The sequence below is a fragment of the Variovorax gossypii genome, assembly GCF_003965815.1.
Classification (GTDB): domain Bacteria; phylum Pseudomonadota; class Gammaproteobacteria; order Burkholderiales; family Burkholderiaceae_C; genus Variovorax; species Variovorax gossypii.
This window is the reverse complement of the sequence record NZ_RXOE01000008.1, coordinates 1-19,740: the sequence shown is the minus strand read 5'-3', so window position 1 is coordinate 19,740 and position 19,740 is coordinate 1. Positions and strand designations below refer to the sequence as shown.

Annotated in this window: 19 protein-coding genes and 1 pseudogene; 17 read left to right on the top strand and 3 right to left on the bottom strand. The window is 65.7% G+C overall.

Going from position 1 to position 19,740, the window contains the following annotated elements; all coding sequences use genetic code 11:
- The first annotated feature begins 39 nt into the window (after window positions 1–39).
- The 10 genes and pseudogenes from EJP69_RS23805 to dnaJ all read left to right on the top strand — a co-directional run bounded on the left by EJP69_RS23805 (window position 40) and on the right by dnaJ (window position 10,118).
- The gene (locus EJP69_RS23805; RefSeq protein WP_093203534.1) at window positions 40–804 is read left to right on the top strand and encodes an SDR family NAD(P)-dependent oxidoreductase; all 765 of its coding nucleotides are present in this window, start codon (window positions 40–42) and stop codon (window positions 802–804) included.
- 60 nt (window positions 805–864) lie between these two features.
- The gene (locus EJP69_RS23800; RefSeq protein ID WP_126472735.1) at window positions 865–1,842 is read left to right on the top strand and encodes a Bug family tripartite tricarboxylate transporter substrate binding protein; all 978 of its coding nucleotides are present in this window, start codon (window positions 865–867) and stop codon (window positions 1,840–1,842) included.
- 14 nt (window positions 1,843–1,856) lie between these two features.
- Entirely contained in the window at window positions 1,857–2,924 is a 1,068-nt protein-coding gene (locus tag EJP69_RS23795) for a lactonase family protein (RefSeq protein WP_126472734.1), read from the top strand.
- A gap of 56 nt (window positions 2,925–2,980) precedes the next feature.
- Entirely contained in the window at window positions 2,981–3,976 is a 996-nt protein-coding gene (locus tag EJP69_RS23790) for a Bug family tripartite tricarboxylate transporter substrate binding protein (protein ID WP_126472733.1), read from the top strand.
- A 107-nt stretch (window positions 3,977–4,083) separates the two neighbouring features.
- Window positions 4,084–4,935 carry an archaetidylserine decarboxylase gene (asd, locus tag EJP69_RS23785; RefSeq protein ID WP_126472732.1) on the top strand — a complete coding sequence of 284 codons (852 nt, stop codon included), beginning with the start codon at window positions 4,084–4,086 and terminating at the stop codon, window positions 4,933–4,935.
- Window positions 4,936–5,111: 176 nt separating this feature from the next.
- Window positions 5,112–5,414: pseudogene (locus EJP69_RS30020) on the top strand (winged helix-turn-helix transcriptional regulator); the annotation flags it as partial.
- A 237-nt stretch (window positions 5,415–5,651) separates the two neighbouring features.
- On the top strand, window positions 5,652–6,002 hold the full coding sequence (locus tag EJP69_RS23775) for an FKBP-type peptidyl-prolyl cis-trans isomerase (RefSeq protein ID WP_019655816.1): 351 nt from the start codon (window positions 5,652–5,654) through the stop codon (window positions 6,000–6,002).
- Between the two features lie 229 nt (window positions 6,003–6,231).
- Window positions 6,232–6,804 (top strand): nucleotide exchange factor GrpE, encoded by a 573-nt coding sequence (gene grpE / locus EJP69_RS23770; protein ID WP_093203547.1) that lies wholly within the window; start codon window positions 6,232–6,234, stop codon window positions 6,802–6,804.
- 127 nt (window positions 6,805–6,931) lie between these two features.
- Window positions 6,932–8,872, top strand: a complete 1,941-nt coding sequence (gene dnaK, locus EJP69_RS23765; RefSeq protein WP_126472730.1) for a molecular chaperone DnaK — start codon at window positions 6,932–6,934, stop codon at window positions 8,870–8,872.
- A 109-nt stretch (window positions 8,873–8,981) separates the two neighbouring features.
- Complete coding sequence (dnaJ, locus tag EJP69_RS23760) at window positions 8,982–10,118, top strand: molecular chaperone DnaJ (protein WP_093203552.1); 1,137 nt, start codon at window positions 8,982–8,984, stop codon at window positions 10,116–10,118.
- Between the two features lie 504 nt (window positions 10,119–10,622).
- Here the strand turns inward: dnaJ and EJP69_RS29660 are convergent.
- Window positions 10,623–10,862 (bottom strand): hypothetical protein, encoded by a 240-nt coding sequence (locus tag EJP69_RS29660; protein ID WP_126472729.1) that lies wholly within the window; start codon window positions 10,860–10,862, stop codon window positions 10,623–10,625.
- Between the two features lie 21 nt (window positions 10,863–10,883).
- On the opposite strand from EJP69_RS29660, the gene EJP69_RS23750 reads away from it, so the two are divergent.
- From EJP69_RS23750 to EJP69_RS23740, 3 genes are read left to right on the top strand one after another with little or no spacing between them, the layout of a single operon-like run.
- Window positions 10,884–12,806, top strand: coding sequence for a PrkA family serine protein kinase (locus EJP69_RS23750; RefSeq protein ID WP_093203555.1), 1,923 nt, complete (start codon window positions 10,884–10,886; stop codon window positions 12,804–12,806).
- A 51-nt stretch (window positions 12,807–12,857) separates the two neighbouring features.
- Entirely contained in the window at window positions 12,858–14,150 is a 1,293-nt protein-coding gene (locus EJP69_RS23745) for a YeaH/YhbH family protein (RefSeq protein WP_093203558.1), read from the top strand.
- Window positions 14,147–15,700, top strand: coding sequence for a SpoVR family protein (locus EJP69_RS23740; RefSeq protein WP_126472728.1), 1,554 nt, complete (start codon window positions 14,147–14,149; stop codon window positions 15,698–15,700). Before EJP69_RS23745 ends, EJP69_RS23740 begins: the two co-directional genes overlap by 4 nt.
- 22 nt (window positions 15,701–15,722) lie before the next feature.
- On the opposite strand, the gene aroQ is transcribed toward EJP69_RS23740, so the two are convergent.
- Together aroQ and EJP69_RS23730 are read right to left on the bottom strand one after the other, a co-directional pair.
- On the bottom strand, window positions 15,723–16,163 hold the full coding sequence (gene aroQ, locus EJP69_RS23735) for a type II 3-dehydroquinate dehydratase (protein WP_093203563.1): 441 nt from the start codon (window positions 16,161–16,163) through the stop codon (window positions 15,723–15,725).
- A 33-nt stretch (window positions 16,164–16,196) separates the two neighbouring features.
- A complete protein-coding gene (locus EJP69_RS23730) occupies window positions 16,197–17,165 on the bottom strand; it encodes a LysR family transcriptional regulator (RefSeq protein WP_126472727.1) in 969 nt (322 codons plus the stop codon).
- Between the two features lie 118 nt (window positions 17,166–17,283).
- Between EJP69_RS23730 and EJP69_RS23725 the strand changes: the two genes are divergently transcribed.
- The 4 genes from EJP69_RS23725 to EJP69_RS23710 all read left to right on the top strand — a co-directional run.
- Window positions 17,284–17,964, top strand: a complete 681-nt coding sequence (locus tag EJP69_RS23725) for a Rieske (2Fe-2S) protein (RefSeq protein ID WP_126472726.1) — start codon at window positions 17,284–17,286, stop codon at window positions 17,962–17,964.
- An 11-nt stretch (window positions 17,965–17,975) separates the two neighbouring features.
- Window positions 17,976–18,827, top strand: coding sequence for an aromatic ring-hydroxylating oxygenase subunit alpha (locus EJP69_RS23720; RefSeq protein WP_126472725.1), 852 nt, complete (start codon window positions 17,976–17,978; stop codon window positions 18,825–18,827).
- Window positions 18,824–19,471: a glutathione S-transferase family protein gene (locus tag EJP69_RS23715; RefSeq protein ID WP_126472724.1), complete on the top strand. Its 648-nt coding sequence runs from the start codon at window positions 18,824–18,826 to the stop codon at window positions 19,469–19,471. The genes EJP69_RS23720 and EJP69_RS23715 overlap by 4 nt, the downstream gene beginning before the upstream one ends.
- Window positions 19,472–19,509: 38 nt before the next feature.
- Window positions 19,510–19,740, top strand: a 231-nt coding sequence (locus tag EJP69_RS23710; protein WP_170217220.1) for an alcohol dehydrogenase catalytic domain-containing protein, incomplete at its 3' end; no start/stop codon positions are given.

Here is a 19,740-nt window from a genome sequence, read left to right as displayed (position 1 = left end):
GATTTCTTTCGATCAGCCTCTTCATCAACGGAGCCCCTCATGGAAGACCTCAAGGACCGCACTGCCCTCGTTACAGGCGCCAGCACCGGTATCGGCGCGGCGGTGGCCATCGCCTTCGCCGCGCGCGGCATGCGCGTGGCGGTGCACTACAACAGCTCCGCCGACGCGGCGAACCAGGTGGTCGACACCATCCGCGCGGCCGGCGGCACCGCCTTCGCGCTGAAGGCCGACGTGCGCGACACCGGCGCGATCCGCGAATGCGTGAAGCAGGCCTCGGCACAGTTCGGCGGCCGAATCGACGTGCTGGTGAACAACGCGGGCAGCCTGGTCAAGCGCGTGCCGATCGCCGAGTTCGACGATGCCCTCTTCGACGAGGTGCTGCACATCAACGCGCGCTCGGTGCTCGCGTTCTGCCGCGAGGTGGTTCCGCTGATGCGCAAGAACGGCGGCGGCAACATCATCAACGTGACCTCGGTCGCGGCGCGCACCGGCGGCGGGCCTTCCGCCTACCTGTACGCAGGCTCGAAGGGCTTCGTGAGCACGGCGACGCACGGCCTGGCGAAGGAGCTGGTGGGCGACCGCATCCGCGTGAACGCGGTGGCGCCGGGCGTCATCCAGACGCCCTTCCAGGACCGCTTCTCGACGCCCGCGATGCTGGAGAACTTCCGCGCCAGCATTCCGATGGGCCGCATCGGCGAGCCCGAGGAATGCGTGGGCGCGTTCCTCTACCTCGCATCGGAGCAACTCTCAGGCTACGTCACCGGGCAGGTGATCGAGGTGAACGGCGGGCAGTACATGCCCTGACGCGCACCCACGCTCTTCAACACTTCAACACTCACCCACAACAACGGAGACAAGGACATCATGAAACGCAAGCAGTTCATTCGCGGCATCGCCGCCCTCTCGGCCGCGGCCGCGCTCTCGCTCGGCCTGACGGCACCGGCCGCCGCACAGGCCGATTTTCCGAACCGCACCATCGAGCTGTTGGTGCCCTACCAGCCCGGCGGCGGCACCGACGGCCTGGCGCGCGCCTTCTCGGAGGCGAGCCGCAAGCACATCTCGCAGAGCATCGTGATCGTCAACCGTCCCGGCGCGGGCGGCGCCATCGGCTGGACGGAAGTGATCAACGCCAAGCCCGACGGCTACAAGCTCGCGGTGCTCACGGTCGAGCTGCTGACGCTGCCGCACCTGGGGCTGGCCAAGTTCAACTACGACGACTTCCAGCCCATCGCGCAGCTCAACGCCGACCCGGCCGCGATCACGGTGAAGGCCGATGCGCCGTGGAACACCATCGAGGAGTTCCTGGCCGCCGCCAAGAAGTCGCCGGAGAGCGTGCGCGTGGGCAACTCGGGCAACGGCTCGATCTGGCACCTTGCCGCCGCCGCGCTGGAAGACAAGACCGGCGCCAAGTTCGGCCACATCCCCTTCCAGGGCGCGGCGCCCGCGGTGCTGGCGCTGCTGGGCGGCCACATCGAAGCCGTGGCGGTGAGCCCGGCCGAGGTGACGACGCACGTGCAGGGCGGCAAGCTCAAGGTGCTGATGGTGATGGCCGACAAGCGCGTAAAGGGTTTCGAGAAGGTGCCCACCGCCAAGGAGCGCGGCATCGACCTGTCGATCGGCACCTGGCGCGGCCTGGGCGCACCGAAGAACACGCCACCCGAAGTGATGGCGAAGCTGCGCGAGATCACCGCGAAGACCGCCGCCGAACCGCTGATGCACGAGGTGATGGACAAGCAGAACCTGGGCTATGTCTATACCGACGGCGCGGTGTTCAAGGAGACGCTGGCGAAGGACAACGTGTACTTCAAGCAGCTCATCACCAAACTCAACATCAAGCCCTGAGCGAGCCGGCAGCCATGAAGAAGACGACCATCGCATCGCTGCTGTGGCTGGCCGCGGCGGTACCCGCATCGGCCGCCACCTGGGTCTACGTGTCGAACGCCGACAGCCAGGAAATCTCGGTGCTCGAGCTCGACCGCAGCCAGGGCGCGCTCAAGCCGGTGCAGACGCTGAACGTGGGCGGCACGGTGATGCCGATGGTGGTGAGCCGCGACAAGCGCGTGCTGTACGCCGCGCTGCGCTCGCAGCCGTTTCGCGTGACGGCGCTATCCATCGACGGTGCCAGCGGAAAGCTGCAGAAGCTGGCCGAGGCGCCGCTGGCCGACAGCATGGCCAACATCGACCTCGACGCGAGCGGCAGGTGGCTGTTCGCGGCTTCGTACCAGGGCGGGAAGATCACGGTCAACGGCATCGGCAAGGACGGTGCCGTGGGGCCCATCCACCAGCTGATCCAGACCGAGCCCAACGCCCACGCCATCCACGCGGACGCGAGCAACCGCTTCGTGCTCGCCACCAGCCTGGGCGGCGACAACGTGTCGAGCTGGCGCTTCGACGCGGAGAAGGGGCTGCTCTCGCCCAACGATCCACCGCTGACCCGCACCACGGCGAAGTCGGGCCCGCGTCACTTCGTGTGGGACAAGGCGCAGCGCCATGTCTACCTGCTCGACGAACTCGACGCCGCGCTGCACGTGTTCGCATGGGACGCCGCGCGCGGCACGCTCAAGCTGGAGCAGAGCACGACCACGCTCCCCGCCGGCTTCACCGGCAAGCCCTGGGCCGCCGACCTGCACCTGACGCCCGACGGGCGCTTCCTCTACGCATCGGAGCGCACGTCGAGCACGCTGTCGGCGTTCAGGGTCGATGCCGCCACCGGGCAGTTGCAGCCGCTGGGCCAGACGCCGACCGAGAAGGGTCCGCGCGGCTTCGCCATCGATTCCACCGGCCGCTACCTGATCGCGGCGGGACAGGAATCGAACGGCATCTCGCTCTACGCCATCGACAACGCCACCGGCGCGCTGGGCAAGCCCCAGCACCTGGACGTGGGCAAGAACCCGAACTGGATCGAGATCGTCGACATGCCCTGAGAGGCCGACGCATCGCAACCACATCCAGCCACCCGACAACCCAAGGAGACTTTCACATGCAACGCCGCACACTCATCCGCACCGCCCTCGCCTCTTCGCTCGCCACCGCGCTTCCGGTGGCCTTCGCGCAGGGCGGCGGCACCTGGCCCACGGGCAAGCCCATCACGTACCTCGTGCCGTTCCCGGCGGGCGGCACGACCGACGTGCTGGGCCGTCTGATCGGGCAGAAGCTCGGCCCGGTGCTGGGCACCACCGTGATCATCGACAACAAGGGCGGTGCCGGCGGCAGCGTGGGCTCGGAGATAGGCGCGCGCGCCGCGCCCGACGGCTTCACACTGGTGGGCGGCACGATCAGCTCGCACGCGATCAACGTCAGCCTGTATCCGAAGCTGGGCTACGACCCGCAGAAGTCGTTCGCGCCGGTGACGCTGATCGGTACCAACCCGGTGGTGCTGGTGGTGAACCAGGCGAGCCCGTACAAGACGCTGAAGGACGTGATCGCGGCCAGCAAGGGCAAGGCGGGCGGGCTCTCGTCGGCCTCGGCCGGCACGGGCACCTCGCAGCATCTGGCGCTGGAACTGCTGGCCTACAAGTCGGGCGTGAAGTTCACGCACATTCCGTACAAGGGCAGCGGCCCGGCGATCCAGGACGTGATCGGCGGACAGGTCGACATGATGTTCGACACCACCGTGGTGGCCGGCCCGCACATACAGAGCGGCAAGCTGCGCGCGATCGCCGTCACCTCGGCGAAGCGGCTAGCCTCGATGCCCGACGTGCCGACGGTGGCCGAATCGGGCGTGCCGGGGCTGCAGGACTTCGAGGTGGTGTCGTGGCAGGCGATCTTCGTGCCGGCGAACACGCCCGCGCCAGTGGTAGACCGGCTGCACACGGAGATCCGCAAGATCCTCGCGACGCCCGAGATGCAGGACAAGCTCAAGGGCTTCGGCATGGAGCCGGCCGACCTGAGCACCACGCAGATCGCGGCCTTCCAGAAGGCCGAGGTGGAGAAGTGGGCCCAGGTGATCAAGGCGGCGGGGATCAAGGCGGACTGACGGGCCCGCCGATGGAAGGCGGGCCGAACCAAGGGAAGCTTCCTACGCCCCGGGCGAAAAGCCCTTTATAGAATGCCCCTCCGATCCGCTTTCCAGATCCTTCCCACGTGTCCGACCGCTCTGCCGTACTGCCCCAATACCTGTTTCCCAAACAGGCCCTGACCAATTTCGCCGGCTGGGTCGCGGGCAAGGAGCGGGGGGCGGTGACGACCTGGATCATCCGGCGCTTCGTGGCCAAGTACGGCGTGGACATGGGCGAGGCGCTCGAGTCGGACATCAGCCACTACAAGAGCTTCAACCAGTTCTTCACGCGCGAACTCAAGCCCGGCGCCCGGCCCATCGCGCAGGCCGACCTGATCTGCCCGGTGGACGGCGCGATCAGCCAGTTCGGCGCAATTCAAGGCGACCAGATCTTCCAGGCCAAGGGCCACAACTACACGACCACCGCGCTGGTGGGCGGCGACGCCACGCTGGCCGCGAAGTTCGCGCACGGCAGCTTCGCCACGCTCTACCTGAGTCCGAAGGACTACCACCGCATCCACATGCCCTGCGACGGGCGGCTGGTGCGCATGATCCACGTGCCGGGCGACCTGTTCTCGGTGAATCCGACGACGGCGCGCGGCGTGCCCGGCCTCTTCGCTCGCAACGAACGCGTGGTGTGCGTCTTCGAGTCGGCGCGCGGCCCCTTCGTGCTGGTGCTCGTGGGCGCCACCATCGTCGGCAGCATGGCCACCGTGTGGCATGGCGTGGTCAACCCTCCGCGCGTGGGCGAGCTGCGCGAGTGGCACTACGCCGACCAGCAGATCGACATCCGCAAGGGCGACGAGATGGGCCGATTCTTGCTGGGCTCCACCGTCGTCATGCTCTTCCCGGCGCCCGCGCTGGCCTTCAACCCGCAGTGGTCGCCAGGCCGCGCGATCCGGTTGGGCGAAGCCATGGCCGAATACACCAATTTGTGAGGCTTTGTCTCACAACCCGCATCCAGATTGCCTTGACAGCTACAAAACTAGTAGCATCCTCATCGATTGAGCTATAGTCGCCGGCCAACGAGACGGTTCATACCAACCACAAGAACGCGAGGCGTCGCCCTGCCCCACAGGCTGACGGCCCGCCCAGCTTCGAGGAGATGATGTCGATGAGTACCAAGGAAAACGCAGCCGTCAGCCAGTTGCTCGCCCTGCTCGAAGCCCGCTATGCACTGCGCGTGCTCTGGGCGCTGCGCGACGGACACGCGCAGACCTTCCGGCTGCTGCAGGACAGCGTCGGCGGCATCACTCCCAACACGCTCAACACCCGCATCAAGGAACTGCGCGAAGCCGGCCTCGTCGGCCACGGCAGCGACGGCTACAGCCTCACGCTCAGCGGGCAGGACCTGCTCAAGCGCCTGTCCGACCTGCAGGCCTTCGCCGGCAAGTGGCAGCTCGGCCAGATGAAGAAGGCTGCCGCAACCGCGCCTGCCGCCGCCGCACCGACCACCTCGGCCGCCCCCGCCGCAACCGCGGTTCCGCCTGCGGCGGCCCCCTCTCCCGAGCCCCTCGCGGCGCCTGCGCCTACGCCCGCGGCGCCCGGCGACGACACCGGCCACGGCTGACGGACCGCAGGGCCGCCTGCCGGGCCTCGGTAAACTCCGCGCCTTCGATCCACGGATCTCACATCGACGCAAGGAGCGTTTCCCATGCCCACCACTCCCTCCGGCCTGCAATACGAAGACACCGAAGTCGGCACCGGCGCCGAAGCCAAGGCCGGTCACCACGTGCATGTGCACTACACCGGCTGGCTCTATAACGACGGCGTGCAAGGCGCCAAGTTCGACTCGAGCCGCGACCGCAACGATCCCTTCGCCTTCTCGCTGGGCGCGGGCCAGGTCATCAAGGGCTGGGACGAAGGCGTGGCCGGCATGAAGATCGGCGGCAAGCGCACGCTGATCATTCCCGCATCGCTGGGCTATGGCGCCCGCGGCGCCGGCGGTGTGATCCCCCCGAACGCCACCCTGAAGTTCGACGTCGAACTGCTCGACGCCCACTGACCGAAGCTCGCCCCCAGGCTTCGCGCACTTCGTGTCGCTTCGCCAACCCCCTACCGGGGGCAACACCTGCGGCCCGGCAAAGCCGGTTCCGCGGTGTTCCCGGCTGAATTGCCTGAGTTTCAGTGCTCCTGCGGCCCATTTGGCCGCATTTTTTCGCTTGAAATGCCTCTGGCCAGCCCCATGTGGCTGGCTGTTGTTTGTTTTCCGGCCCGTACCGGTTCTTTGAAAAATGTCTGACCCGCAACAATCCGCGAAGAATTCTCAAATGCTGCAAGGCGAGCCGAGCCCCGAGGAACTGGAGGCTGCGCAATTCGCCAATGAAGCCGAGGCGCTCGACGCCCTGGCCGTGGCCCAGGGCGAACTCGCCGCGCTGCAGACCAAGAACGCCGAGCTTGCCGATCAGTACCTGCGCGCCCAGGCCGATGTGCAGAACGCCCGTCGCCGCGCCGACGAGGAAGTCAGCAAGGCCCGCAAGTTCGCCGTCGAGGCCTTTGCCGAAAGCCTGCTGCCCGTGACCGACAGCCTGGAAGCCGGCCTGGCCGTCAAGGACGCCACGCCCGAGCAGATCCGCGAAGGCGCCGAGGCCACGCTGCGCCAGCTCAAGAGCGCGCTGGAGCGCAACAAGGTGGTCGAAGTGGCCCCCGCACCCGGCACGAAGTTCGACCCGCACCTGCACCAGGCCATTTCGATGGTCCCCGCCGACCAGGAACCCAACACCGTGGTGAGCGTGCTGCAGAAGGGCTACACGATCAACGAGCGCGTGCTGCGCCCGGCGCTGGTCACGGTCAGCGCGCCGAAGTAACCGGCACATAGCGGCGCACAACGGCACACACGATTCCCACAGGAAATCCCCGCGTCATACCTTGAATCGCGACGGGTTATCCACAAGTTCATAACAACATATTTTTCAGGCTTTCAGGAGTAAGAACATGGCAAAGATCATCGGCATCGACCTCGGCACCACCAACTCGTGCGTGTCGATCATGGAAGGCAACACCACGCGTGTGATCGAGAACTCGGAAGGTGCGCGCACCACGCCGTCGATCGTCGCGTACCAGGAAGACGGTGAAGTGCTGGTCGGTGCCTCGGCCAAGCGCCAGGCCGTCACCAACCCCAAGAACACGCTGTACGCGATCAAGCGCCTGATCGGCCGCAAGTTCGAGGAAAAGGAAGTCCAGAAGGACATCGACCTGATGCCCTACACCATCGCCAAGGCCGACAACGGCGACGCATGGGTGGAAGTGCGCGGCAAGAAGATGGCCCCGCAGCAGGTCAGCGCCGACATCCTGCGCAAGATGAAGAAGACCGCCGAAGACTACCTCGGCGAAACCGTGACCGAAGCCGTGATCACGGTGCCGGCCTACTTCAACGACGCCCAGCGCCAGGCCACCAAGGACGCCGGCCGCATCGCCGGCCTCGACGTGAAGCGCATCATCAACGAGCCCACCGCTGCCGCCCTGGCCTTCGGCCTCGACAAGCAGGACAAGGCCGACCGCAAGATCGCCGTGTATGACCTCGGCGGCGGTACCTTCGACGTGTCGATCATCGAGATCGCCGACGTCGACGGCGAGAAGCAGTTCGAAGTGCTGTCGACCAACGGCGACACCTTCCTGGGTGGCGAAGACTTCGACCAGCGCATCATCGACTACATCATCGGCGAGTTCAAAAAGGAACAGGGCGTCGACCTGAGCAAGGACGTGCTCGCTCTGCAGCGCCTGAAGGAAGCCGCCGAGAAGGCCAAGATCGAACTGTCGAACAGCGCGCAGACCGACATCAACCTGCCGTACATCACGGCCGATGCCTCGGGTCCGAAGCACCTGAACATCAAGCTCACCCGCGCCAAGCTCGAGAGCCTGGTCGACGAGCTGATCGAGCGCACCATCGCTCCCTGCCGCCTGGCCATCAAGGACGCCGGCATCAGCGTGGGCGACATCAACGACGTGATCCTGGTCGGCGGCATGACCCGCATGCCCAAGGTGCAGGAAAAGGTGAAGGCCTTCTTCGGCAAGGATCCGCGCAAGGACGTGAACCCCGACGAGGCCGTGGCCGTCGGCGCCGCCATCCAGGGCCAGGTGCTCTCGGGCGACCGCAAGGACGTGCTGCTGCTGGACGTGACCCCGCTGTCGCTGGGCATCGAGACCATGGGCGGCGTCATGACGAAGATGATCGCCAAGAACACCACGATCCCGACGAAGTTCGCGCAGACCTTCTCGACCGCGGAAGACAACCAGCCGGCCGTGACCATCAAGGTGTTCCAGGGCGAGCGCGACATCGCCGCGGGCAACAAGCTGCTGGGCGAATTCAACCTCGAAGGCATTCCGCCGGCATCGCGCGGCACGCCGCAGATCGAGGTGAGCTTCGACATCGACGCCAACGGCATCCTGCACGTCGGCGCGAAGGACAAGGGCACCGGCAAGGAAAACAAGATCACCATCAAGGCGAGCTCGGGCCTCTCGGAGGACGAGATCCAGAAGATGGTGAAGGACGCCGAGCTGAACGCGGCCGACGACAAGAAGAAGCTCGAGATCGTGCAGGCGCGCAACCAGGGCGAGGCCATGGTGCACAGCGTGAAGAAGTCGCTGGGCGAGCATGGCGCGAGCCTGGAAGCCGCCGAGAAGGACGCGATCGAAGCCGCGATCAAGGACCTCGAGGAAGCCCTCAAGGGTGAAGACAAGGCCGTGATCGAGGACAAGACCAACACGCTGATGACCGCGAGCCAGAAGCTCGGCGAGAAGATGTATGCCGAATCGCAGGCCGCCGCGGCGGGTGCATCGGCAGCCTCCGGCGCCGGTGGCGCGGAAGCTTCCGCACACGCGCAGGCCGACGACAACGTGGTCGACGCCGAAGTGAAGGAAGTCAAGAAGGGCTGATCTTCAGTTCCCTGGACAAGGCTGGAACACCTGAAAAGGTGCTCCAGCCTTTCTCGCTTCAAGTTACCCGAGTTCCCGCTGCTCCCCCTGATCTCCCGATCGACCTGTCATGGCCACCAAACGCGACTACTACGAAACCCTCGGCGTCCCCAAGAACGCGAGCGAGGAAGAAATCAAGAAGGCTTATCGCAAGCTCGCGATGAAGCACCATCCTGACCGCAACCACGGCGATACCTCCAAGGAGGCCGAGGCCAAGTTCAAGGAGGTGAAGGAAGCCTACGAAATGCTGTCCGACGGGCAGAAGCGCGCGGCCTACGACCAGTACGGCCATGCCGGCGTCGACCCCAACATGCGCGGCGGCCCGGGCGCGGAAGGCTTCGGCGGCTTCGCCGAGGCCTTCGGCGACATCTTCGGCGACGTGTTCGGCGGCGGCCGTGGCCGGGGGGGCGGCGGCCGCCAGGTCTTCCGCGGCAGCGACCTGAGCTACGCGATGGAGATCACGCTCGAGGAAGCGGCGGAGGGCAAGACCACCGAGATCCGCATTCCCACCTGGGACGAATGCGAGACCTGCCACGGCTCGGGCGCGAAGCCCGGCACCAAGCCCATCACCTGCACCACCTGCCACGGCGCGGGCGCGGTGCAGATGCGCCAGGGCTTCTTCAGCGTGCAGCAGACCTGCCCGACCTGCCACGGCAGCGGCAAGATCATTCCCGAGCCCTGCACCGCGTGCCATGGCCAGGGCAAGATCAAGCGCAACAAGACGCTCGAGGTGAAGATCCGCGCCGGCATCGACGACGGCCAGCGCATGCGCGTGACCGGCAGCGGCGAGCCCGGTGTCAACGGCGGCCCGCCGGGCGACCTGTACATCGAGATCCGGCTCAAGAAGCACGACATCTTCGAGCGCGACGGCGACAACCTGCACTGCGTGGTGCCCGTGAGCGTGACCACGGCTGCGCTCGGGGGCGAGATCAACGTGCCCACGCTGAAGGGCGCGGCTGCCATCGACATTCCCGAAGGCACGCAAAGCGGCAAGCAGTTCCGCCTGCGCGGCAAGGGCATCAAGGGCGTGAACTCGAGCTATCCGGGCGACCTGTACTGCCACGTGCGCGTCGAGACGCCGGTGAAGCTCACGGAGTTCCAGCGCAAGCTGCTCAAGGAGCTCGACGAGTCGCTCAAGAAGGGCGGCGAGAAGCACAGCCCGACCGACAAGGGCTGGTTCGACAAGGCGAAGGAATTCTTCAGCTGACGGATCGGAAGGCACCAAAGATGTGCAAGGAGGGGCAGCCCGAGGGCTGTTCCCGCGTGCCATCCGGTGCCGGCGCAACGCGTCGATCCTCCTTTCCATCGGAGATGTAACACCGGGGACTTCACTCCCCAGGGACACATCCCCCTCCAGCAAGGGCCGCACTGCGGCCCTTTGCCGTTTCAGGGCCTTCATGTTGGTGCATGCGGGCCTTCCCGCCTCATGGCGAGCACGTCTTCAGTGCGTTTCGCACCTTCGCGAAGCATGCCGGATCTCTCCCGAGCCAGCCTCCCACGCCAGTTCGCGCAGGCCGCCCACCCAAAAGTGGCGCGAGGATTGCTTTTATATTTTTTTGGGCTGAGCAATAAACCGAACGGCAGATCGCGCGTTATTGCAGCAGGAGACGCCTCTTTTTTGAGCCTCGAAGCTCAATAGGCGATTTTTTCCCGGAGAAAAGCCAAAGACGGACGATGGCCATTCGGCATAGGTGTTTTCACCCGGAGAGAATTAGGAAAGCGAGCCTTTGAATTTACCTGAAATCCGGAAATTTGTTCCTTGTTTTTTGTTGAACTTTACTTGCTGGCGTGGTTCTGAATTAACAAATGATTTGCCGGGTTCAATCTTTGCTTTATGCTGATTGTTAGCAGATTGTTGTAAGGGAGTTTTCCGCGGCATGCAGCCATGGGCAGGCACACCTTTTAATGTTGCGCAACGCCTTTGCTGCACGCCATCGGGCACAAAGCCCATCGACCTGAAGGAGGCGTGACCATGGATGTGATCAGCAACTTTGCCGCCCGCTACGAGCGCACCCGCGAGGAAGTCATCTCGCTGCAGGACTACCTGGACATCTGCAAGCGCGATCCCATGGCTTACGCCACGGCCTCCGAGCGCATGCTCAAGGCCATCGGGGAGCCCCAGCTGGTCGACACCCGCAACGATCCCCGGCTTTCGCGGATCTTCGCCAACAAGGTCATCAAGATCTACCCGGCGTTCAAGGAGTTCTATGGCATGGAAGACGCCATAGAGCAGGTGGTGTCCTATTTCCGCCACGCCGCGCAGGGGCTGGAAGAAAAGAAGCAAATCCTTTACCTCCTGGGCCCGGTGGGCGGCGGCAAGAGCTCGATCGCCGAACGCCTGAAGCAGCTCATGGAGCACGTGCCCTTCTACGCCATCCAGGGCTCGCCGGTGAACGAATCCCCGCTCGGCCTCTTCGACACGGTCGAGGACGGCGAGATCCTTGAAAAGGAATACGGCATCCCGAGCCGCTACCTGAATCGAATTCTCTCGCCCTGGGCCGTCAAGCGGCTCGAGGAGTACGGCGGCGACATCCGCCAGTTCAAGGTCGTCAAGCGCTACCCGTCGGTGCTGCGGCAGATCGCGGTGGCCAAGACCGAGCCGGGCGACGAGAACAACCAGGACATCTCCTCGCTGGTCGGCAAGGTCGACATCCGCAAGCTCGAGACCTTCGCCCAGGACGACCCCGATGCCTACTCCTACTCCGGCGGCCTGTGCCTGGCCAACCAGGGCCTGCTGGAGTTCGTGGAAATGTTCAAGGCGCCCATCAAGGTGCTGCATCCGCTGCTGACCGCCACGCAGGAAAGCAACTTCAAGGGCACCGAAGGCTTCGGCGCCATCCCCTTCGACGGCATCGTGCTCGCGCACAGCAACGAGAGCGAGTGGAAGGCCTTCCGCAACAACAAGAACAACGAGGCTTTCCTCGACCGGATCTACATCGTCAAGGTGCCCTACTGCCTGCGCGCCTCGGAGGAAATCAAGATCTACGAGAAGCTGGTGCGCAACTCGTCCCTGGCGAAGGCGCCCTGCGCCCCCGGAACGCTGCGCATGATGGCCCAGCTCTCGGTGCTCACCCGCCTGAAGGAGCCGGAGAACTCCAGCACCTTCAGCAAGATGCAGGTGTACGACGGCGAGAACCTCAAGGACACCGACCCCAAGGCCAAGTCGATCCAGGAGTACCGCGACTACGCGGGCGTCGACGAAGGCATGAGCGGCGTCTCCACGCGCTTCGCCTTCAAGATCATCTCGAAGGTGTTCAACTTCGACAGCTCCGAGGTGGCCGCCAACCCGGTGCACCTGATGTACGTGCTCGAACAGCAGATCGAGCGCGAGCAGTTCCCGCCGGAGGTCGAGCAGAAGTACATCAGCTACATCAAGGAGCTGCTGGCGCCGCGCTATGCCGAGTTCATCGGCAAGGAGATCCAGACAGCCTACCTGGAGAGCTACAGCGAGTACGGCCAGAACATCTTCGACCGCTATGTCACCTACGCCGACTACTGGATCCAGGACCAGGAGTTCCGCGACGTCGACACCGGCGAAGTCTTCGACCGCGCCTCGCTCAACGCCGAACTCGAGAAGATCGAGCGGCCGGCCGGCATCGGCAACCCGAAGGACTTCCGCAACGAGATCGTCAACTTCGTGCTGCGCGCGCGGGCCGGCAACGCGGGGCGCAACCCGGCGTGGACCAGCTACGAGAAGCTGCGCTCGGTGATCGAGAAGAAGATGTTCTCCAACACCGAAGAGCTCCTGCCGGTGATCAGCTTCAACACCAAGAGCAGTGCCGACGAACAGAAGAAGCACGAAGACTTCGTGACCCGCATGGTCGAGAAGGGCTACACGGCCAAGCAGGTGCGCCTGCTCTGCGAGTGGTATCTGCGGGTGCGCAAGAGTTCATAGAAAAAGCGTCGTCCCGTTCGTTTTCTCTTTGCAAGGAGCGTTGACAACATCGTGGCCATCCTGCAGCAGATCATCGACCGCCGGCTATCGGGCAAGAACAAGTCCATTGGCAACCGTGAGCGCTTCCTCAGGCGCTACAAGGGGCAGATCCAGGAAGCGGTGAGGCGCGCCGTCAGCGGCCGCAACATCCGCGAACTGGAGCAAGGCGAAGATGTGACCCTGCCGCGCCACGACGTGTCCGAGCCCGTGTTCGGCCACGCCCGGGGCGGCGACCGCGAGTACGTGCACCCGGGCAACCAGGAGTACCTGAAGGGCGACCGCATCAAGCGCCCCGAGGGCGGCGGCAACGGCGGCTCGGGTAGCGGCGAGGCCAGCGACAGCGGCGAGGGCGAGGACGACTTCGTCTTCCGCCTCACCCGCGAGGAGTTCATGCGCGTCTTCTTCGACGACCTCGCGCTGCCGCACCTCATCCGCACGCAGATCGCCGACGTGCCCGAGTGGAAGAGCCACCGAGCCGGCTTCACCAGCGACGGCTCGCCCAACAACCTGCACGTGGTGCGCTCGATGCGCGGGGCCCTCGCCCGTCGCATCGCGCTGGGCGGCGAACCGCGCAAGGAGCTCAAGCGGCTGGAGGCGCACCTCGAAAGCCTGCAGCGGCATCCGCAGGTCGAGCAGCCCTTCATCCAGAAGGAAATCCGCGAGACGGAAGAACGCATCGCCGAGCTGCGCCGCACCATGCGGCACGTGCCCTACATCGACCCCATCGACCTGCGCTACCGCAACCGCGTGAAGACGCCAGTGCCCAGCGCCAAGGCCGTGATGTTCTGCCTGATGGACGTCTCGGGCTCCATGGACGAGGCGCGCAAGGACATGGCCAAGCGCTTCTTCATGCTGCTGTACATGTTCCTCACGCGGCACTACGAGAAGATCGACCTGGTCTTCCTGCGCCACCACACGCAGGCGCAGGAAGTGACGGAGGAAGAGTTCTTCCACGCCACCGAGACTGGCGGCACGGTCGTGTCGAGCGCGCTGGTGCTGATGGACGAGATCATCAAGGCGCGCTACCCGAGCGGCGAATGGAACGTGTACGGCGCGCAGGCCAGCGACGGCGACAACTGGCACCAGGATAGCGGCCGCTGCCGCGAGTTGCTGGTCGAGAACATCCTGCCGGTGGTGCGCTACTACGCCTACGTGCAGGTGGCGGAGACCGAGCAGAACCTGTGGCAGGAATACCAGCAGCTCGAGGGCGTGGAGCCCAACTTCGCGATGCGCAAGGTGTCCGACGCACAGGACATCTACCCGGTCTTCCGCGACCTGTTCAAGAAGGAAGGGGTCACGTCATGAACATCGCCATCTCCGCTCCCCCGCCTGCCACCAGCCTGCCGCGGCTGGAGCGCCTGCCCAGCCCTTCCGACTGGACCTTCGAGCTCATCGAGACCTATCACTCCGAGATCGCGAAGACCGCCAGGGGCTACGGCCTCGACGTGTACGCGAACCAGCTCGAAGTCATCACGGCCGAGCAGATGATGGATGCCTACGCGAGCGTGGGCATGCCCATGATCTATCGCCACTGGTCGTACGGAAAGCAGTTCATCTCGACCGAGAAGAACTACAAGCGCGGCCACATGGGGCTGGCCTACGAGATCGTCATCAACTCCGATCCGTGCATCGCCTACCTGATGGAGGAGAACACCATGGCCATGCAGGCCCTGGTGATCGCGCATGCGGCCTACGGCCACAACAGCTTCTTCAAGGGCAACTATCTGTTCCGGATGTGGACGGATGCCTCGTCCATCATCGACTACCTGGTCTATGCGCGGCACTACATCGCCGAGTGCGAGGAGCGCCAGGGCCTCGATGCGGTGGAAGAGCTTCTCGATTCATGCCATGCGCTGATGAACTACGGCGTCGACCGCTATCGCCGTCCGCAGAAGCGCTCGCTGGCACAGGAAAGCGCGCAGCGCGCCGAGCGCGAGCGCCACATGCAGCAACAGGTGAACGACCTCTGGCGCACGCTGCCGCGCAAGAGCGAGCAGGCGGCCGAAGCCGATGCCGCCAAGCGCTTTCCCTCGGAACCGCAGGAGAACCTGCTCTACTTCATCGAGAAGAACGCCGCGCTGCTGGAGCCGTGGCAGCGCGAGGTGGTGCGCATCGTGCGCAAGATCGCGCAGTACTTCTACCCGCAGCGCCAGACCCAGGTCATGAACGAGGGCTGGGCCACCTTCTGGCACTACACGCTGCTCAACACCATGTACGACCGCGGCCAACTGGCCGACGGCTTCATGATGGAGTGGCTCAGTTCGCACACCGGCGTGATCTTCCAGCCGCCGGTGGGGCACCGCGCCTACAGCGGCATCAACCCCTATGCGCTGGGCTTCGCGATGTACACCGACCTGCGCCGCATCTGCGAGAAGCCGACCGAGGAAGACCGCCGCTGGTTCCCCGACTTCGCCGGCACCGACTGGCTGCGCACGCTCGACTACGCGATGCGCAACTTCAAGGACGAGAGCTTCATCGGCCAGTTCCTGAGCCCGAAGACGATGCGCGACTTCCGCCTCTTCGCGATCCGCGACTTCCAGAGCGAATCGGAACTGGAGGTTTCGGCCATCCACGACGACAGCGGCTATCACGCGCTGCGCGAATCGCTGTCACGCCAGTACGACATGGGCAGCCGCGAGCCCGACATCCAGGTGTGGAACGTGGCCATGCGCGGCGACCGCTCGCTGACGCTGCGACACACGCAGCGCAACAACCTGCCGCTGCACGACACGGCCGAAGAAGTGCTCAAGCACGTCGCGCGGCTCTGGGGCTTCGACGTGCACCTGGAAAGCATCGACAGCCAGGGCCGCATCAGCCGCAGCTGGAAGGCCTCGGCGCCGAAGCAACTCTATTGATTGATCGATCGAAGGCGAAGGGTCAGGTCGCCAGCGCCGTGATGGCGAGGATGTAGCCCTTCACGCCCAGCCCCACGATGATGCCCTTCGCCGCCGGCGAGATGTACGAGTGGTGGCGGAATTCCTCCCGCGCATGCACGTTCGAGATGTGCAGTTCGATCAGCGGCACGCTCGCGCCCTTGATGGCGTCGTGCAGCGCGATCGAGGTGTGGGTGTAGGCGCCCGGGTTCATCACCACGCCGATCATGTTGCCCGCCGCCACCTCGCGGCCGGCTTCCTGGATCCAGTCGATCAGCACGCCCTCGTGGTTCGACTGGCGGCATTCGATCTCCACGCCGTGCTTCGCGCCGGTTTCCTTGCACAGCCGTTCGACGTCGGCCAGCGTGTCGCGACCGTACTGTTCGGGCTCGCGCGTGCCGAGCAGGTTGAGGTTGGGGCCGTTGAGGACGAGGATCTTCTTCATGATGGTTGTCGGAGTCTGGCAAACGGAGGCCAATTATGTTCTCGCGGCCGTCCTGCGCCTGCGCGCGGCGGTCGAGCCGACGTAGTAGTTGTACGAATCGATGTCGACCACGCAGCGCGCCATCAGGTCGACGAAGGAGCGCAGCTTCTGGCCCATGTAGCGCTGCCGCTGGTAGGCGCAGTAGATGCGCCGCGGCTCCGGCTGCCACTGCGGCAGCACCGGCACCAGTACGCCCTGCTCCAGCTCGGGCCGCACGAAGAAGGCCGGCAGCAGCGCGATGCCCAGGCCATCGATGCAGAAGGTCTTCATCACCCAGTGGTCGTTGGTTTCGAAGGCCGGCTCAGGCCTGAAGGCGAAGCTGGCCGTGCCCGACACCAGCAGCACCTGCGAGCGCTCCGAAGGCTCCTTCATCACGATCGACTGGTGCGCTGCCAGCTCGCTTGGCGACGACGGCGTGCCGTGCCGCGCCAGGTACTGCGGGCTCGCGTACAGCCCGTAGTTCAGCCGCCCCAGCAGCCTGGCCACGAGATTCGGCGCGTCGGGCGGCTCGGAACACACGTAGCAATCGACATCGGCGATGCGCGGCGCATGGAAGCCGTTCGCCACGTCGAGCTGGCAGCGCACGTCGGGATGGGCCTCCAGGAACAGCTTGACCACGTGGCAGACGAAGGAGGTGCTGAACTGCGTGTCCGACAGCAGCGAGAGGCTGCCCGACACGCCCGTGGTCAGCGCATGGATCTCGGTGCTGGCCTCTTCCAGCCGGCCCTTCACTTCGTCGAGCAGCCCTTCGCCGCGCGCGAGAAAGGCGTGGCCGGCCTCGGTCAACGAGATTCGGCGAGGGCTGCGCAAAAGCAGTTGCGCGCCCAGCAGTTCCTCCAGCCGCGTGAGCTGGCGGCTCAAGGTGGCCTTGGAAACGCCGGAGAGGCTTTCGGCCTTCGTGAGGCTGCCGCTGCGGGCGATCAGCACGAAAGCCTCGACCAGGGCGAGATCGATGCGGCTCATGCGGCCCAGCGTTGCAGGAATGAAAAGCAGCGTCTCTTCATGTGACTTTCATCGGTGCGGCGGAAACGGTACGGTATCACCGGCGAACAGCCGCCCTTTCGGCGCATTCCCACGATCCATGAACACTCCTGAAAACACAGCCCCGTGGCACCCCGTCGCGCGCTCGGCCGACCTGCGCCCGGGCGCCAACATCGTCGCCGGCTTCGCCGAAGGCCAGGAACTCGCGCTCTGGCGCGCCGCCGACGGCACCGCCCAGGCCTGGGAGAACCGCTGCCCCCACCGCAGCGTGCGCTTCACGCTGGGGCAGGTCATCGACAACCGACTGGCCTGCGCGTACCACGGCTGGCAATACGAGGCCGGCAGCGGGCAGTGCGCCAGCATCCCGGCGCATCCGGCCATGCAGGCACCGCGCAACGTCTGCGCGAAGACCTTCGGCACGGCGGAGGCGGCAGGAATGCTGTGGGTGAACCTCTCTCCTGAGGTGCCGCCCGTGCCCGATGCGCTGGGCGGCGCTGTTCCCGACGGCTGGCACTTCTGCCGCACGCTGACGGTCCGTGCGTCCGCCGGCACTGCACGGGAAGCGCTGGCACGCAATGGCCTAGCCGAAGGGCCGGCCGCTCCCGGCTGGCGCGGCCGGCTCGGCGGCACGGAAACCGTCGCACTCGTCCTCGATGCCCAGCCCGGGCTCGCCTTCATCCACCTGTGGACTGAAGCAGCCCCCGGCTCGGCCGCCATGAAAGCCTTGCACGCAGCAGCCCGCCAGCTGCGCACCGAAATCGAAGCCCTGCCCCAAGGCTGAAAGAAGAACCCATGCCCTTCGTCACCGACGATCCCAACATGCTCGACGACTGGCTGGTCGTCGGCCCGGCGCCGGCGCCATCGGCCTCGCGCGCCACCCGTCTGCTCGGCGAGGCAGTGCTGCTGTCGACCGACGCCGACGGCATGCCCCACTGCAGCCTCGGCGACATGCAGCTCGCCGTGCAGCCACGCTACGGCTACCTGTGGGTCTGCCCCAGCGGCCGCCCTGCCCGGCCGCTCTTCGACTTTCCCGAATACGGCGAGCCCGGCCGTCGCCTCGTCGACTGCGGCGGCATCGGCGTCGCGGTGTCGGGGCTGCGCGTGATCGAGAACTTCCTCGACATGGCGCACTTTCCCTTCGTGCATGCCGACTACCTCGGCAAGGTGCCGCACACCGAGGTGGCGCAGTACCAGGTGCAGGTGGAGCCCTCCACCGGCGAGATCTGGGCCACCGACTGCCGCTTCTGGCAGCCGCGCGCCTCGGCCGCCCACGATTCGTCGGGCAGCGAGGTGCTCTACAAGTACCGCGTGATGCAGCCCTTCTCGGCCATGCTCTACAAGTCGAGCTTCCGCGCGGGCGAGCTCGACGCGATCGGCCTCTTCCTGCAGCCGGTCGACGACGAGCACGTCATCGCCCACACCCTGCTCGCCTGCTACGACGACGGCTCCACAGACGCGGAGCTCATCGCCTTCCAGCACACCATCTTCGGGCAGGACAAGCCCATCCTGGAGAACCACGCCTTCAAGCGCATGCCGCTCGAAGGCCGCGCCGAGACGCCGACGCGCGGCGACACCTCCTCCGTCACCTACCGGCGATGGCTGCGTGAGCGCGGCATGCGCTTCGGCGTGAGGGCCGCGGCATGACGACGCTGAAGCTCTACGACTACCCGCTCTCGGGCAACTGCTTCAAGGTGCGGCAGATGCTGGCCTGGCTGGGCGTGCCGTATCAAACGGTGCCGGTCGATTTCTTTCCCGGCCGCGAGCACAAGTCGGCCGCATTCCTCGCCAACGTCAATCCGCTGGGCCAGCTGCCGGTGATCGACGACGACGGCTTCGTGCTGCGGGACGCACAGGCCATCCTGGTCTACCTCGCGAGCCGCCACGACGCGGAGGGCCGCTGGTATCCCGCCGACCCGAAGCTGCGCGGCGAAGTCGCCCAGTGGCTCGCCACCGCCGACGAGATCACGCGCACCGCATCGGCCGCGCGACTGCACGACGCGCTCGGCTATCACCACCTCGACATCGAGGCCTGCCGCAGCGGCGCACGCGCCGTGTTCCGGGTGCTCGACGACCATCTCGCCGAGCGGGCCAGCGAGGGCCTGCGCTGGCTCGCGTCGTCGCCCGGGCCCACCGTTGCCGACCTCGCCTGCTTTCCCTACGTCGCGCTCGCGGGAGAAGGCGGCATTTCGCTCGACGAGTTTCCCGCGCTGCGAAACTGGGTCTGGGATTTCCGCCACTTGCCCGGGTTCATCGGCATGTCGGGTATCTTCCCTGCTGGCCCTGCCTGAGAATCCTCCCCCATCCCCCGCTTTCGAGACCGAACATCATGAAAACCAAAGCCGCCGTCGCCTGGAAATCCGCAGCCCCGCTCACCATCGAAACCGTGGACCTCGAAGGCCCGAAGTTCGGCGAAGTGCTCGTCGAGATCAAGGCCACCGGCATCTGCCATACCGACTACTACACCCTCTCGGGCGCCGACCCCGAAGGCATCTTCCCCGCCATCCTCGGCCATGAAGGCGCGGGCATCGTGGTCGACGTCGGCCCCGGCGTCACCACC

What these genes read in the sequence shown, in the direction of transcription:
- EJP69_RS23750 (WP_093203555.1), top strand. Translation starts at nt 10,884, where the DNA reads ATGGATGTGATCAGCAACTTTGCCGCCCGCTACGAGCGCACCCGCGAG.
- EJP69_RS29660 (WP_126472729.1), bottom strand. Translation starts at nt 10,862, where the DNA reads ATGGGCTTTGTGCCCGATGGCGTGCAGCAAAGGCGTTGCGCAACATTA.
- EJP69_RS23790 (WP_126472733.1), top strand. Translation starts at nt 2,981, where the DNA reads ATGCAACGCCGCACACTCATCCGCACCGCCCTCGCCTCTTCGCTCGCC.
- EJP69_RS23740 (WP_126472728.1), top strand. Translation starts at nt 14,147, where the DNA reads ATGAACATCGCCATCTCCGCTCCCCCGCCTGCCACCAGCCTGCCGCGG.
- aroQ (WP_093203563.1), bottom strand. Translation starts at nt 16,163, where the DNA reads ATGAAGAAGATCCTCGTCCTCAACGGCCCCAACCTCAACCTGCTCGGC.
- EJP69_RS23715 (WP_126472724.1), top strand. Translation starts at nt 18,824, where the DNA reads ATGACGACGCTGAAGCTCTACGACTACCCGCTCTCGGGCAACTGCTTC.
- EJP69_RS23775 (WP_019655816.1), top strand. Translation starts at nt 5,652, where the DNA reads ATGCCCACCACTCCCTCCGGCCTGCAATACGAAGACACCGAAGTCGGC.
- dnaJ (WP_093203552.1), top strand. Translation starts at nt 8,982, where the DNA reads ATGGCCACCAAACGCGACTACTACGAAACCCTCGGCGTCCCCAAGAAC.
- EJP69_RS23805 (WP_093203534.1), top strand. Translation starts at nt 40, where the DNA reads ATGGAAGACCTCAAGGACCGCACTGCCCTCGTTACAGGCGCCAGCACC.
- EJP69_RS23730 (WP_126472727.1), bottom strand. Translation starts at nt 17,165, where the DNA reads ATGAGCCGCATCGATCTCGCCCTGGTCGAGGCTTTCGTGCTGATCGCC.
- dnaK (WP_126472730.1), top strand. Translation starts at nt 6,932, where the DNA reads ATGGCAAAGATCATCGGCATCGACCTCGGCACCACCAACTCGTGCGTG.
- EJP69_RS23800 (WP_126472735.1), top strand. Translation starts at nt 865, where the DNA reads ATGAAACGCAAGCAGTTCATTCGCGGCATCGCCGCCCTCTCGGCCGCG.
- grpE (WP_093203547.1), top strand. Translation starts at nt 6,232, where the DNA reads ATGTCTGACCCGCAACAATCCGCGAAGAATTCTCAAATGCTGCAAGGC.
- EJP69_RS23725 (WP_126472726.1), top strand. Translation starts at nt 17,284, where the DNA reads ATGAACACTCCTGAAAACACAGCCCCGTGGCACCCCGTCGCGCGCTCG.
- EJP69_RS23795 (WP_126472734.1), top strand. Translation starts at nt 1,857, where the DNA reads ATGAAGAAGACGACCATCGCATCGCTGCTGTGGCTGGCCGCGGCGGTA.
- EJP69_RS23720 (WP_126472725.1), top strand. Translation starts at nt 17,976, where the DNA reads ATGCCCTTCGTCACCGACGATCCCAACATGCTCGACGACTGGCTGGTC.